Genomic DNA, 15,095 nt, shown 5'->3' with positions numbered 1-15,095 from the left:
TTAGGAGATGTTTAAAATGAGTAGCCATATTCAAATTTTTGATACTACACTTAGAGATGGGGAACAAACACCAGGAGTCAACTTTTCTTTCGAAGAAAGGCTAAAGATAGCACAACAACTAGAAAAATGGGGCGTAGATATAATAGAAGCAGGCTTTCCCGCTTCCAGCACAGGAAGTTTTAAATCAGTTGAAGCCATTTCGAAAACATTAACAACTACAGCGGTTTGTGGTTTAGCACGTTGTGTCAAATCAGATGTTGATGCAGTTTATGAAGCAACTAAAGAAGCTGCAATTCCTAGAATTCACGTCTTCGTAGCAACTAGTCCAATACACCGTGATTCTAAATTAAAAATGACTCAAGATGAAGTGCTTGACTCTATTAAAGAGCATGTATCATATGCGAAGCAATATTTTGAAGTAGTACAATTTTCACCTGAAGACGCAACGCGTACGGAACCTGATTTCTTACTTAAAGCTGTCCAAACGGCTGTAGATGCTGGCGCAAGTGTTATCAATATACCAGATACTGTAGGATTCAGTTATCCAACTGAATATGGCAAAATTTTTAAAACATTATTAGAAACTATACAAAGTGATCATGAAGTCATTTACAGTGCACATTGCCATGACGACTTAGGATTAGCAGTTGCTAATAGTATGGCAGCCATTGAAAATGGTGCTAAACGTATTGAGGGTACTTTAAATGGTATTGGAGAACGTGCAGGTAATACGGCACTTGAAGAAGTTGCACTTGGCCTTTACGTTCGCCAAGATCATTATCAAAATCAATCAAAAATAAATTTAGCAGAAACGAAACAAACTTCTGATCTAATTGCACGATACGCTGGTATTCGAGTCCCTAAAAACAAAGCTATTGTCGGACAAAATGCATTTAGTCACGAATCTGGCATTCACCAAGATGGCGTTCTTAAAAACCCAGAAACTTATGAAATTATGACGCCTCAATTAGTAGGTGTTAAAACTACAGAACTCCCTTTAGGAAAACTATCCGGTAAACATGCATTTGCAGAAAAGCTTGATGTTTTAGGCTATGATGTTGAACCAGAAGAACAAAAAGTTTTATTCAAACAATTCAAAGAAATTGCAGATAAGAAAAAAGCTGTTACAGACAGAGATATTCACGCACTTATTCAAGGCACATCTCATGAGCAAAGTGCAAGTTATCAAGTGGAGACATTACAACTACAATTTGTCTCTAACGGGTTACAAAGTGCAGTAGTAGTTATTAAAGATAAAGATGGTAATACTTATCAAGATTCAAGTATTGGAACAGGCTCAATCGTCGCTGTGTATAACGCAGTAGACCGTATTTTCGATAGAGAAACTGAACTATTAGATTATACAATTGATTCGGTAACGGAAGGTTCCGATGCTCAAGCCGAAGTCCATGTTCAACTTAAAATTGGTGATCAAATTGTAACTGGCGTTGGTATTGATCATGACATCTTACTGGCTTCTTGTAAATCATATGTAGAAGCGCAAGCCAAATATGTAAATGAATCATCTAAGAAAGAAGGCATAAAGTCATGAGTTATAACATAGTTTCATTACCCGGAGATGGTATTGGACCTGAAATTATGAGTGGTTCGCTTGAAGTATTACAACTACTGAGCAAAAAATTTAATTTTGAATACACTATAGAGGAGCATGATTTTGGTGGCGTAGCCATTGATCATCATGGCTCACCTTTACCAGAAGACACATTAACAGCGTGTAAAAATGCCGATGCTATACTTTTAGGTTCTGTAGGTGGTCCTAAATGGACTGATCCTAATAATAGGCCCGAACAAGGTCTTTTAGGTATTAGAAAGACATTAGGTCTTTTTGCCAATATACGACCTACTACAGTAACTGATGGTACGAGTCATTTGTCCCCTATTAAAGAAGCAAAAGTAGCTGGAACAGATTTTGTTATAGTTCGTGAGTTAACCGGCGGTATTTATTTCGGTGAACCGAAACATTGGAATCAAGACCAAGCACTTGATTCATTAACATATACTAAACCTGAAATTGAACGTATCGCACATGTTGCATTTAAATTAGCTCAAAAGCGTAATAAAAAACTTACTTCAGTTGATAAGGAAAATGTTTTAGCATCAAGTAAATTATGGCGCCAAGTTATTAATAATGTTGCGCAAGATTATCCTGATGTGGAAGTAAATCATCTGCTTGTTGATGCTTGCGCAATGCATTTAATTACTAATCCTACTCAATTTGATGTTATTGTAACTGAAAATTTATTTGGAGATATATTGAGTGATGAAGCTTCAGTTATACCTGGTTCTCTAGGTTTATCACCTTCTGCTAGTTTTAGCGAACAAGGCACTAGACTTTATGAACCGATTCACGGTTCAGCGCCTGATATAGCAAACCAAAACAAAGCAAATCCTTTTGGTATGTTATTATCAGTGGCGATGTGTTTAAGAGAAAGTTTCGATGAAGAACAAGCTGCATCACACTTAGAGCGCGTAGTTTATCAACTTATAAAAGATAGCAAAACGACGAGTGATCTTGGAGGTCATTGTACTACTACAGAAGTCTTTCAATCTGTGAAAGCAAATATATAAAGGAGGAGATGTCATATGGGTAAAACACTATTCGATAAAGTTTGGAACAAACACGTTTTGACTGGGAAAGAAGGTTCCCCACAGTTATTATACATTGATTTACATTTAATTCATGAAGTTACATCTCCTCAAGCATTTGAAGGACTGAGACTTCAAAATAGAAAACTTAGAAGACCTGATTTAACTTATGCTACTTTGGATCATAACGTACCTACCGTTGATATTTTTAATATTAAGGATGAAATAGCAAATAAACAAATCACAACTTTGCAAGAAAATGCTAAAGCATTTGGCGTTCATATTTTTGATATGGGTTCTGATGAACAAGGTATCGTTCACATGGTTGGACCTGAAACTGGATTAACACAACCTGGTAAAACTATCGTTTGTGGCGATTCACATACTGCTACCCACGGTGCTTTCGGTGCCATAGCTTTTGGCATTGGTACAAGTGAGGTAGAACATGTTTTTGCAACTCAAACATTGTGGCAAACTAAACCTAAAAATCTTAAAATTGACGTTAATGGTAAACTTCCAACAGGTGTTTATGCAAAAGATATAATTCTATATCTAATTAATCAATATGGTGTAGATTTTGGTACAGGTTATGCTTTAGAATTTTCTGGAGAAACGATCCGTAACCTTTCTATGGAGGCACGTATGACAATTTGTAATATGGCTATAGAGGCAGGTGCAAAATATGGCATGATGCAACCTGATGATACTACTTTTGAATATGTAAAAGGTCGTCCATATGCTACAAATTATGAATATGATGTCGATGAATGGCGTGAGCTATATACTGATGACGACGCTCAATTTGATAAGGTTATTGAAATGGATGTTTCAGGATTAGAACCTCAAGTCACTTGGGGCACTAATCCAGAAATGGGTGTTAGTTTTAATACACCTTTCCCTGAGATTAAAAATGTTAATGATGAACGTGCTTATGACTATATGGGATTAAAACCAGGTCAAAAAGCCGAGGACATCGATTTAGGTTATGTATTTTTAGGCTCATGTACAAATGCTAGACTTTCTGATTTAGTTGAAGCAAGTCACATCGTGAAGGGAAATAAAGTTCATCCAAATATTACTGCTATTGTCGTTCCAGGTTCAAGAACTGTTAAGATTGAAGCAGAGAAATTAGGCATTGATAAGATATTTAAAGATGCAGGATTTGATTGGAGAGAACCAGGTTGTTCAATGTGTTTAGGTATGAACCCTGACCAAGTGCCAAATGGTGTGCATTGTGCCTCAACTAGTAATAGAAACTTTGAAGGTCGCCAAGGTAAAGGTGCCCGTACCCACCTAGTTTCCCCTGCTATGGCAGCAGCGGCAGCTATTAATGGTAAATTCGTAGATGTTAGAAAGGTGGTCGTTTAAGATGGATGTAAAACCGATAACAACTTATACTGGAAAAATTGTACCACTTTTCCATGACAATATTGACACTGACCAAATTATACCTAAAGTACATTTAAAAAGAATTTCTAAAACTGGCTTTGGCCCTTTCGCATTCGACGAATGGCGTTATTTAGATGATGGATCTGATAATCCAGATTTCAACCCTAATAAGCCTGAATATGAAAATGCCTCGATTCTTATAACTGGTGATAATTTCGGATGTGGTTCTAGTAGAGAGCATGCTGCTTGGGCAATCAAAGACTATGGTTTTGATATTATAATAGCTGGTAGTTATAGTGATATTTTCTATATGAATTGTACAAAAAACGGCATGCTACCTATAAGTTTAGATGAAGATGCTAGAAAACATTTAGCAACTTTCTCAGAAATCACCATAGATTTACCCAACCAAACCGTATCAACCCCTGAAAAATCTTACCATTTTGATATTGATGCTACTTGGAAAAACAAACTAGTCAATGGTTTAGATGACATAGCAGTTACACTGCAATATGAGGATGAAATTGCTGCTTATGAAAATGCAAAGACATTTCAATAAAGAAATTCAAAAGTAAAGGTGTGAAATTTATGACAGTTAAAACTACAGTGTCATCCAAAGATATTGATGAGGCTTTCTTAAATTTAAAAGATGTTGCAAAAGAAACCCCCTTACAAAAAGATCATTATCTTTCTCATAAATATGAATGTAACGTTTATTTAAAACGGGAAGATCTTCAATGGGTACGTTCATTTAAACTAAGAGGCGCTTATAATGCAATTATTGCTTTAAATGAGAAAGACCGACAAAATGGTATAACTTGCGCGAGTGCAGGTAATCACGCGCAAGGTGTAGCATACACAGCGAGTAAATTAAATTTAACTGCTGTAATCTTTATGCCTGTTACAACACCACTACAAAAAATAAATCAAGTAAAATTCTTTGGTGGATCTAATGTAGATATCGTTTTAACAGGTGATACTTTCGATGAATGTTTAAAAGAAGCACTCATATATACACAAGATTACGCAATGAATTTCATTGATCCTTTCAATAATATTTATACAATTGCAGGTCAAGGTACGATAGCTAAAGAGATTATTGAACAGTCTAAAAAAGATGACATAAACTTTGATTATTTATTTGCTGCTATTGGTGGCGGAGGCCTCATTTCAGGCGTTGGTACTTATTTTAAAGATCATTCTAAAGAAACATCGATTGTTGGTGTTGAACCAGCTGGCGCCAGTAGTATGTATGAATCAGTTGTCGTCAAAAACGAAATCGTCACATTACAAAATATTGAAAAATTTGTAGATGGTGCTTCTGTCGCACGTGTTGGAGAAATCACTTATGACATTTCACAAAAAGTTGTTGATGATTACGTGCAAGTGGATGAAGGTGCAGTTTGTTCTACAATTTTGGACATGTATTCTAAGCAAGCTATAATTGCAGAACCCGCTGGTGCATTAAGTGTATCTGCTTTAGAAAAATACAAATCTAAAATTAAAGGTAAGAATGTCGTCTGCATCGTAAGCGGTGGAAACAATGATATTAATAGAATGAAAGAGATTGAAGAGCGCTCATTACTCTTTGAGGAAATGAAACATTACTTCATTTTAAATTTCCCACAAAGACCTGGTGCTTTAAGAGAATTTGTAAATGATGTGCTTGGACCAAAAGATGATATTACTAAGTTTGAATACCTCAAAAAATCATCCCAAAACACTGGTACAGTTATTATCGGAATCCAACTATATAACCATAGTGACTTGGATAATTTAAAAACTAATGTTTCTGAATTTGATCCATCCAATATTTACATCAATGAAAATAAAATGCTTTATTCGTTATTAATTTAATTGAAAGGTTCTATATACGAAAGTGTATAGAACCTTTTTATATAGCGAAAGAATATATAATATAAGAAGATGCCATGAGACGCCATGAATATTAATTTTGTTTTATTCATAATACTTGCACATTCAATCAATTTTTCTGAGCCAAATACTTTTAATATTCTATTTACATTTTATATAAATAGACCTGTGGTCTTATAGTGTTTTAAATATTGTTATATGAGCTAAGCTTTTTAGATTGCTGAGTAACGTCTAAAGTTCCCCTCTTTAAGTTTAGTGGGACTTATACAGGTGTTATTCACCTGTGTTCCTTTATTAGCGGGATGTAAATCTGCTACCATCGACGCTAAGGCGCTTTTTGGGCTTGAGGCAAGCGGCTCGCATCTTTCCTCACTTGCATGCGTCGCTGACTTGCTTACCTCCTCGTAAGCGCGTGACGCGACGCCTTGAGTTCGTCAGCTTCAAACGCTTTCTCTACGCCAAAGTTTTAATATTCTATTTACATTTATATAAACAGACCTGCGGTCTTATAGTGTTTCAAAGATTATTTTGAGAAGTTAAGCTCCTTATTGGGCATAAAAAAAAAGAGACCTTTAGGTCTCTTGATTGCCTGGCAACGTCTAAAGTCCCACTCTTTAAGTTTAGTGGGACTTACACAGGTGTTATTCACCTGTGTTCCTTTATTAGCGGGATGTAAATCTGCTACCATCGACGCTAAGGCGCTTTTTGGGCTTGAGGCAAGCGGCTCGCATCTTTCCTCACTTGCATGCGTCACTGACTTGCTTACCTCCTCGTAAGCGCGTGACGCGACGCCTTGAGTTCGTCAGCTTCAAACGCTTTCTCTACGCCAAAGTTTTTAATATTTTATTTACATTTTGTATAAACAGACCTGCGGTCTTATAGTGTTTCAAAGATTATTTTGAGAAGTTAAGCTCCTTATTGGGCATAAAAAAAGAGACCTTTAGGTCTCTTGATTGCCTGGCAACGTCCTACTCTAGCGGGATGTAAATCCGACTACCATCGGCGCTAAGGAGCTTAACTTCTGTGTTCGGCATGGGAACAGGTGTGACCTCCTTGCCATTGTCACCAGACAATGATGTATAACATTTATACATTCAAAACTAGATAGTAAGTAAATATAAATTAACCAATCAAAACATTTAAAAATTGATTAAGTCTTCGATCGATTAGTATTCGTCAGCTCCACATGTCGCCATGCTTCCACCTCGAACCTATTAACCTCATCATCTTTGAGGGATCTTATAACCGAAGTTGGGAAATCTCATCTTGAGGGGGGCTTCATGCTTAGATGCTTTCAGCACTTATCCCGTCCATACATAGCTACCCAGCGATGCCGTTGGCACGACAACTGGTACACCAGAGGTATGTCCATCCCGGTCCTCTCGTACTAAGGACAGCTCCTCTCAAATTTCCTACGCCCACGACGGATAGGGACCGAACTGTCTCACGACGTTCTGAACCCAGCTCGCGTACCGCTTTAATGGGCGAACAGCCCAACCCTTGGGACCGACTACAGCCCCAGGATGCGATGAGCCGACATCGAGGTGCCAAACCTCCCCGTCGATGTGAACTCTTGGGGGAGATAAGCCTGTTATCCCCGGGGTAGCTTTTATCCGTTGAGCGATGGCCCTTCCATGCGGAACCACCGGATCACTAAGTCCGTCTTTCGACCCTGCTCGACTTGTAAGTCTCGCAGTCAAGCTCCCTTATGCCTTTACACTCTGTGAATGATTTCCAACCATTCTGAGGGAACCTTTGAGCGCCTCCGTTACTCTTTAGGAGGCGACCGCCCCAGTCAAACTGCCCATCTGACACTGTCTCCCACCATGCTAAATGGTGCGGGTTAGAAATCCAACACAGCGAGGGTAGTATCCCACCAACGCCTCCACGTAAACTAGCGTTCACGTTTCTAAGGCTCCTACCTATCCTGTACAAACTGTGCCGAATTTCAATATCAGACTGCAGTAAAGCTCCACGGGGTCTTTCCGTCCTGTCGCGGGTAACCTGCATCTTCACAGGTACTATGATTTCACCGAGTCTCTCGTTGAGACAGTGCCCAAATCGTTACGCCTTTCGTGCGGGTCGGAACTTACCCGACAAGGAATTTCGCTACCTTAGGACCGTTATAGTTACGGCCGCCGTTTACTGGGGCTTCGATTCGTAGCTTCGCAGAAGCTAACCACTCCTCTTAACCTTCCAGCACCGGGCAGGCGTCAGCCCCTATACATCACCTTACGGTTTAGCAGAGACCTGTGTTTTTGATAAACAGTCGCTTGGGCCTATTCACTGCGGCTCTCCCGGGCGTTAACCCTAGAGAGCACCCCTTCTCCCGAAGTTACGGGGTCATTTTGCCGAGTTCCTTAACGAGAGTTCGCTCGCTCACCTTAGAATTCTCATCTTGACTACCTGTGTCGGTTTGCGGTACGGGCACCTAATATTCTAGCTAGAGGCTTTTCTTGGCAGTGTGAAATCAACGACTCGAGGAAACAATTTCCTCTCCCCATCACAGCTTGACCTTATGAGTGCCGGATTTGCCTAACACTCAGTCTTACTGCTTGGACGTGCACTCCAACAGCACGCTTCGCCTATCCTACTGCGTCCCCCCATCGCTTAAAACGAATTTAGGTGGTACAGGAATATCAACCTGTTATCCATCGCCTACGCCTATCGGCCTCAGCTTAGGTCCCGACTAACCCAGAGCGGACGAGCCTTCCTCTGGAAACCTTAGTCAATCGGTGGACGGGATTCTCACCCGTCTTTCGCTACTCACACCGGCATTCTCACTTCTAAGCGCTCCACATGTCCTTGCGATCATGCTTCAACGCCCTTAGAACGCTCTCCTACCATTGTCCTACGGACAATCCACAGCTTCGGTAATATGTTTAGCCCCGGTACATTTTCGGCGCAGTGTCACTCGACTAGTGAGCTATTACGCACTCTTTAAATGATGGCTGCTTCTAAGCCAACATCCTAGTTGTCTGGGCAACGCCACATCCTTTTCCACTTAACATATATTTTGGGACCTTAGCTGGTGGTCTGGGCTGTTTCCCTTTCGAACACGGACCTTATCACCCATGTTCTGACTCCCAAGTTAAATTGATTGGCATTCGGAGTTTGTCTGAATTCGGTAACCCGATAAGGGCCCCTCGTCCAAACAGTGCTCTACCTCCAATAATCATCACTTGAGGCTAGCCCTAAAGCTATTTCGGAGAGAACCAGCTATCTCCAGGTTCGATTGGAATTTCTCCGCTACCCACAACTCATCCGCTCACTTTTCAACGTAAGTCGGTTCGGTCCTCCATTCAGTGTTACCTGAACTTCAACCTGGTCATGGGTAGATCACCTGGTTTCGGGTCTACGACCAAATACTCAACGCCCTATTCAGACTCGCTTTCGCTACGGCTCCACATTTCCTGCTTAACCTTGCATCAAATCGTAACTCGCCGGTTCATTCTACAAAAGGCACGCCATCACCCATTAACGGGCTCTGACTACTTGTAAGCACACGGTTTCAAGTTCTCTTTCACTCCCCTTCCGGGGTACTTTTCACCTTTCCCTCACGGTACTGGTTCACTATCGGTCACTAGAGAGTATTTAGCCTTGGGAGATGGTCCTCCCAGATTCCGACGGAATTTCACGTGCTCCGTCGTACTCAGGATCCACTCAAGAGTGCTATCGTTTTCGACTACAGGATTATTACCTTCTTTGATGCATCTTTCCAGATGCTTCGTCTAACAATAACTTTTGTAACTCCGTATAGAGTGTCCTACAACCCCAACAAGCAAGCTTGTTGGTTTGGGCTGTTCCCGTTTCGCTCGCCGCTACTCAGGGAATCGATTTTTCTTTCTCTTCCTCCGGGTACTAAGATGTTTCAGTTCTCCGGGTATGCCTTCAAACATGCTATGTATTCACATGTTGATTACACGACATGACTCGTGTAGGGTTTCCCCATTCGGAAATCTCTGGATCAACGCTTACTTACAGCTCCCCAAAGCATATCGTCGTTAGTAACGTCCTTCTTCGGCTTCTAGTGCCAAGGCATCCACCGTGCGCCCTTAATAACTTAATCTTTTTGTTTTTAAGTCAAACGCAATGTTTAACTCAAAACCCAAAATGTTATTAATCTGTGAGTGTTCTTTCGAACACTAGCGATTATTTTAGTTTGAATTCAAGCTTTTAAAAACTCTAATTCACTCGGTTTTGCTTGGTAAAATCTATTTTTACTTACTTATCTAGTTTTCAATGTACAATTAGAAGATGTTCCGAATATATCCTTAGAAAGGAGGTGATCCAGCCGCACCTTCCGATACGGCTACCTTGTTACGACTTCACCCCAATCATTTGTCCCACCTTCGACGGCTAGCTCCATAATGGTTACTCCACCGGCTTCGGGTGTTACAAACTCTCGTGGTGTGACGGGCGGTGTGTACAAGACCCGGGAACGTATTCACCGTAGCATGCTGATCTACGATTACTAGCGATTCCAGCTTCATGTAGTCGAGTTGCAGACTACAATCCGAACTGAGAACAACTTTATGGGATTTGCATGACCTCGCGGTTTAGCTGCCCTTTGTATTGTCCATTGTAGCACGTGTGTAGCCCAAATCATAAGGGGCATGATGATTTGACGTCATCCCCACCTTCCTCCGGTTTGTCACCGGCAGTCAACTTAGAGTGCCCAACTTAATGATGGCAACTAAGCTTAAGGGTTGCGCTCGTTGCGGGACTTAACCCAACATCTCACGACACGAGCTGACGACAACCATGCACCACCTGTCACTTTGTCCCCCGAAGGGGAAAACTCTGTCTCCAGAGTGGTCAAAGGATGTCAAGATTTGGTAAGGTTCTTCGCGTTGCTTCGAATTAAACCACATGCTCCACCGCTTGTGCGGGTCCCCGTCAATTCCTTTGAGTTTCAACCTTGCGGTCGTACTCCCCAGGCGGAGTGCTTAATGCGTTAGCTGCAGCACTAAGGGGCGGAAACCCCCTAACACTTAGCACTCATCGTTTACGGCGTGGACTACCAGGGTATCTAATCCTGTTTGATCCCCACGCTTTCGCACATCAGCGTCAGTTACAGACCAGAAAGTCGCCTTCGCCACTGGTGTTCCTCCATATCTCTGCGCATTTCACCGCTACACATGGAATTCCACTTTCCTCTTCTGCACTCAAGTCTCCCAGTTTCCAATGACCCTCCACGGTTGAGCCGTGGGCTTTCACATCAGACTTAAGAAACCGCCTACGCGCGCTTTACGCCCAATAATTCCGGATAACGCTTGCCACCTACGTATTACCGCGGCTGCTGGCACGTAGTTAGCCGTGGCTTTCTGATTAGGTACCGTCAAGATGCGCACAGTTACTTACGCACATGTTCTTCCCTAATAACAGAGCTTTACGATCCGAAGACCTTCATCACTCACGCGGCGTTGCTCCGTCAGGCTTTCGCCCATTGCGGAAGATTCCCTACTGCTGCCTCCCGTAGGAGTCTGGACCGTGTCTCAGTTCCAGTGTGGCCGATCACCCTCTCAGGTCGGCTACGTATCGTTGCCTTGGTAAGCCGTTACCTTACCAACTAGCTAATACGGCGCGGGTCCATCTATAAGTGATAGCAAAACCATCTTTCACTGTAGAACCATGCGGTTCTACATGTTATCCGGCATTAGCTTCGGTTTCCCGAAGTTATTCCAGTCTTATAGGTAGGTTACCCACGTGTTACTCACCCGTCCGCCGCTAACGTCAAAGGAGCAAGCTCCTTATCTGTTCGCTCGACTTGCATGTATTAGGCACGCCGCCAGCGTTCATCCTGAGCCAGGATCAAACTCTCCATAAAAAATTATGATGTTTGATTAGCTCATAAAATACTAATTTGTGTGTTATCTCTAACACGTTTAAACCAACGATTATATCGTTGCGTTTGGAATTAACGTTGACATATTGCAATTCAGTTTTCAATGTTCATAAAAATTATGATGTTTGATTAGCTCATAAAATACTAATTTGTGTGTTATCTCTAACACGTTTAAACCAACGATTATATCGTTGCGTTTGGAATTAACGTTGACATATTGCAATTCAGTTTTCAATGTTCATAAAATTTCTAAATGGAGCGGGTGATGGGAATCGAACCCACAACATCAGCTTGGAAGGCTGAGGTTTTGCCATTAAACTACACCCGCAAATATATAATTAATGTTTTTGATGCGGTCGAGAGGACTTGAACCTCCACGGGATTTCTCCCACTAGGCCCTCAACCTAGCGCGTCTGCCATTCCGCCACGACCGCTTGGCAAAACGGAAGTTATCAATTTAGAACATTATTAATTATACTGTAATTAAATGTTTATGTCAATAACTTTGTTGATTAAATTTTTGTAATAAGCAATTCTACTTTTTCGTAAATCGCTCTGTTTTTTCGACATTTATTATCATACGATATGACTCCCTTAAACGTCAATGTTTTTAAAATGATTTATTAATAATATTTTTCTTTAAAATTACTATATTACACATTGAGTGGTAAATTTATATATAATATAAAAAGATCCTCCGTAAAACAGGAAGATCTTTTGTATTTATTTCAATTTTTTTATTAACTCTAACTTACCTTTACACATACCGCATGCCATTTTTTTGTATTCACTTTTTTTATCCTCATAAATTGCTTACCACAATTCGTACATTGATATAAGTAATTTGCCCGTTCTTCATAATTTTTAGTTGGCGTACAATAACGCGGGGCCTTTACAGCAGAACTCAATATCTTAAAGTCTCTATCTATATGTTTGTATCCTTTGCCTTGTAAATGTAAATGATAGTGACATAGTTCATGTTTAATAATATCTTTAATAGCATCTATACCAAATTTCTCGTATTGTTTGAAATTTATTTCTATATTATGAGTGTCTAATAAATATCTTCCACCAGTAGTTCTAAGTCTCAAATTAAAATAGGCTTCATGATTGAACGTTTTATTAAAGTGAGTTAATGATAACTCTTCTACTAATGATTGTAATTCATCATTGTTCATTCGGATCAACCATTGATAATGATACTTTCCCTTTGTTTTCATCAATACCAATTATCCAAACGTCTACTATATCTCCTACACTTACAATTTCCATTGGATTTTTAACGAAGCGTTTTGATAATTTAGACACATGCACTAAACCATCTTGTTTTACTCCAATATCAACGAATGCTCCAAAATCGACTACATTTCTAACGGTGCCACTTAATTTCATTCCTTGATTTAAATCGTCTATTGAAAGAACATCAGATTTAAGAATTGGTGTATCAAAGTTATCTCTTGGGTCACGATTAGGTGCTATCAATGATTTCACTATATCTTCTAATGTAGGTAACCCAACATTAAGTCTAGATGCAACGTCTTGCTGGTCTATTTCATTTAATCTTGCTTTCAATTCTTGAGTACCTAGCTGGGATACATCAAAGCCAATTTCTTCTAATAGTTTATAAGTTACTCCATAACTTTCAGGATGGATTGAAGTATTATCCAATGGTTCTTCACCATTGGTAATACGTAGAAAACCAATACTTTGTTCAAAAGTCTTAGCCCCTAATCGTTTAACACTCGCTATTTCTTTATTATGTTTTATCAAACCATGCTCTTCTCGATATTTAATAATATTATCTGCAATGGTGCCTGATAAGCCTGAAACGTATTGTAATAAAGATTTCGATGCTGTATTAACATCAACTCCTACTTGGTTAACTGCTTTTTCAACAACGAAAGTAAGGGCACCTTCTAAAAACTTTTGATTTACATCATGTTGGTATTGGCCTACTCCAATCGATTTAGGGTCAATCTTCACTAATTCACTTAGAGGGTCTTGTACTCTACGCCCAATAGATACCGCGCTTCTTTCCTCAACTTGAAAATCTGGAAACTCTGCGCGTGCCACTTCTGAAGCAGAATAAACCGAAGCCCCTGCTTCATTTACAATGATAAATTGAACATTTAATTTATGTTGTTGAATTAAATTAGCAGTAAACTGTTCAGTTTCTCTGCTTGCCGTACCATTACCAATAGCAATTAATTCAATATCGTAATCATTGATAAACTGTAACATCGTAGTTTCTGCTTGTTGTTTTTTATTAACTGGTGGATGTGGGTATATGACACCTTTAGCTATAAATGTACCAAATGGATTAATAACTGCTAATTTACAACCTGTTCTGAAAGCTGGGTCCACACCTAAAATTTGTTTGCCTTTTAATGGTGGTTGTAATAATAAGTTGTTTAAATTTTCACTGAAAACATCAATCGCATGATTTTCAGCTCTTTCTGTTAAATCACCTCTAATCTCACGTTCAATAGATGGCATGATTAATCTTTTCAAACTATCTTGAATAGCTTCGTCTATAAGATAATCTACTTTATTACTTTTTTTCACTTCTTGTTGATAGATGAATTTATGTAAGTTTGCATGCTCCATATCTAGTTTAATGCTGACTATTTTTTCTTTCTCACCACGATTCATTGCTAAGACTCTATGATTTGCGATGCGTTTAATTGGTTCACTAAAGTCATAGTACATTTCAAATATTGCTTTTTCATCTTCGGCATTTTTTCTTTTTCGTGAAGTAATATTACCATTATGATATGTATCTTTTAGTATTTTACTACGATATTTGGGATTGTCAGATATTTGTTCTGCAATTATATCTTGTGCTCCTTTAATAGCGTCTTCAACAGAAGGAACCTCTTCGGAAATATATTGCTTTGCGGTAATTTCCAAGTCTTCTTGCGTAGGATTTTGTATCCAATGGGCTAATGGTTCTAGACCTTTACGCTTTGCCTCAGTTGCTCGTGTCTTTTTCTTTTGTTTAAATGGCCTATATAAATCTTCGACTCTTTGTAATTTAGTTTGATTTAAAATCTCTTGCTTTAATTCATCTGTCAATAAACCTTGTTCTTCAATATTATTAATGACTTCTTCTTTTCTTTTTAACAAATTGACCTTATATTGATACTCATCATTAATTTGTTTAATCTGAACTTCGTCTAGACCACCAGTTTGTTCTTTTCTATATCTTGCTATAAAAGGAACCGTATTTTTATCTTCTAACAATTGCAACACTGATGTTATTTGTTTTGTAGTGAAATTAAATTTTTGATGAATCGATTGAATTAAATTATTATCCATACTGTCCTCCACCTTATGTCTATATCTTAATTATATATTTTAACATATCATATAAATC

The 15,095-nt window shown here is 39.3% G+C and carries 6 protein-coding genes, 2 tRNA genes, 3 rRNA genes and 1 pseudogene; 5 read left to right on the top strand and 7 right to left on the bottom strand.

The window, feature by feature from the left end:
- The first annotated feature begins 16 nt into the window (after nucleotides 1–16).
- From ISP02_RS03910 to ilvA, 5 genes are read left to right on the top strand one after another with little or no spacing between them, the layout of a single operon-like run.
- Nucleotides 17–1,552, top strand: coding sequence for a 2-isopropylmalate synthase (locus tag ISP02_RS03910; RefSeq protein ID WP_195720333.1), 1,536 nt, complete (start codon nucleotides 17–19; stop codon nucleotides 1,550–1,552).
- The gene (gene leuB / locus ISP02_RS03905; RefSeq protein ID WP_195720332.1) at nucleotides 1,549–2,589 is read left to right on the top strand and encodes a 3-isopropylmalate dehydrogenase; all 1,041 of its coding nucleotides are present in this window, start codon (nucleotides 1,549–1,551) and stop codon (nucleotides 2,587–2,589) included. Before ISP02_RS03910 ends, leuB begins: the two co-directional genes overlap by 4 nt.
- A gap of 15 nt (nucleotides 2,590–2,604) precedes the next feature.
- Nucleotides 2,605–3,975, top strand: a complete 1,371-nt coding sequence (gene leuC / locus ISP02_RS03900; protein WP_195720331.1) for a 3-isopropylmalate dehydratase large subunit — start codon at nucleotides 2,605–2,607, stop codon at nucleotides 3,973–3,975.
- A gap of 1 nt (nucleotide 3,976) precedes the next feature.
- Entirely contained in the window at nucleotides 3,977–4,555 is a 579-nt protein-coding gene (gene leuD, locus ISP02_RS03895; protein ID WP_195720330.1) for a 3-isopropylmalate dehydratase small subunit, read from the top strand.
- A 29-nt stretch (nucleotides 4,556–4,584) separates the two neighbouring features.
- Nucleotides 4,585–5,853 (top strand): threonine ammonia-lyase IlvA, encoded by a 1,269-nt coding sequence (gene ilvA / locus ISP02_RS03890; protein ID WP_195720329.1) that lies wholly within the window; start codon nucleotides 4,585–4,587, stop codon nucleotides 5,851–5,853.
- 973 nt (nucleotides 5,854–6,826) lie between these two features.
- Here ilvA and rrf read toward each other — a convergent pair.
- The 7 genes and pseudogenes from rrf to ISP02_RS03855 all read right to left on the bottom strand — a co-directional run bounded on the left by rrf (nucleotide 6,827) and on the right by ISP02_RS03855 (nucleotide 15,037).
- A 5S ribosomal RNA gene (gene rrf, locus ISP02_RS03885) occupies nucleotides 6,827–6,941 on the bottom strand.
- A gap of 76 nt (nucleotides 6,942–7,017) precedes the next feature.
- A 23S ribosomal RNA gene (locus tag ISP02_RS03880) occupies nucleotides 7,018–9,940 on the bottom strand.
- A gap of 209 nt (nucleotides 9,941–10,149) precedes the next feature.
- Nucleotides 10,150–11,701, bottom strand: a 16S ribosomal RNA gene (locus ISP02_RS03875).
- Together the 16S, 23S and 5S rRNA genes with 2 tRNA genes alongside form the textbook arrangement of a ribosomal RNA operon.
- A gap of 272 nt (nucleotides 11,702–11,973) precedes the next feature.
- A tRNA-Gly gene (locus ISP02_RS03870) sits at nucleotides 11,974–12,047 on the bottom strand.
- A gap of 23 nt (nucleotides 12,048–12,070) precedes the next feature.
- A tRNA-Leu gene (locus ISP02_RS03865) sits at nucleotides 12,071–12,153 on the bottom strand.
- 289 nt (nucleotides 12,154–12,442) lie between these two features.
- A pseudogene (locus ISP02_RS03860) lies at nucleotides 12,443–12,897 on the bottom strand (SprT family protein).
- The gene (locus ISP02_RS03855; RefSeq protein WP_195720328.1) at nucleotides 12,887–15,037 is read right to left on the bottom strand and encodes a Tex family protein; all 2,151 of its coding nucleotides are present in this window, start codon (nucleotides 15,035–15,037) and stop codon (nucleotides 12,887–12,889) included. The pseudogene ISP02_RS03860 and the gene ISP02_RS03855 overlap by 11 nt, the downstream one beginning before the upstream one ends.
- Nucleotides 15,038–15,095 lie beyond the last annotated feature (58 nt).

This window comes from Staphylococcus durrellii (assembly GCF_015594545.1).
Classification (GTDB): Bacteria; Bacillota; Bacilli; order Staphylococcales; family Staphylococcaceae; genus Staphylococcus; species Staphylococcus durrellii.
Note: the sequence above shows the minus strand (reverse complement) of the source record. Positions and strands in the feature narration are given on the sequence as shown.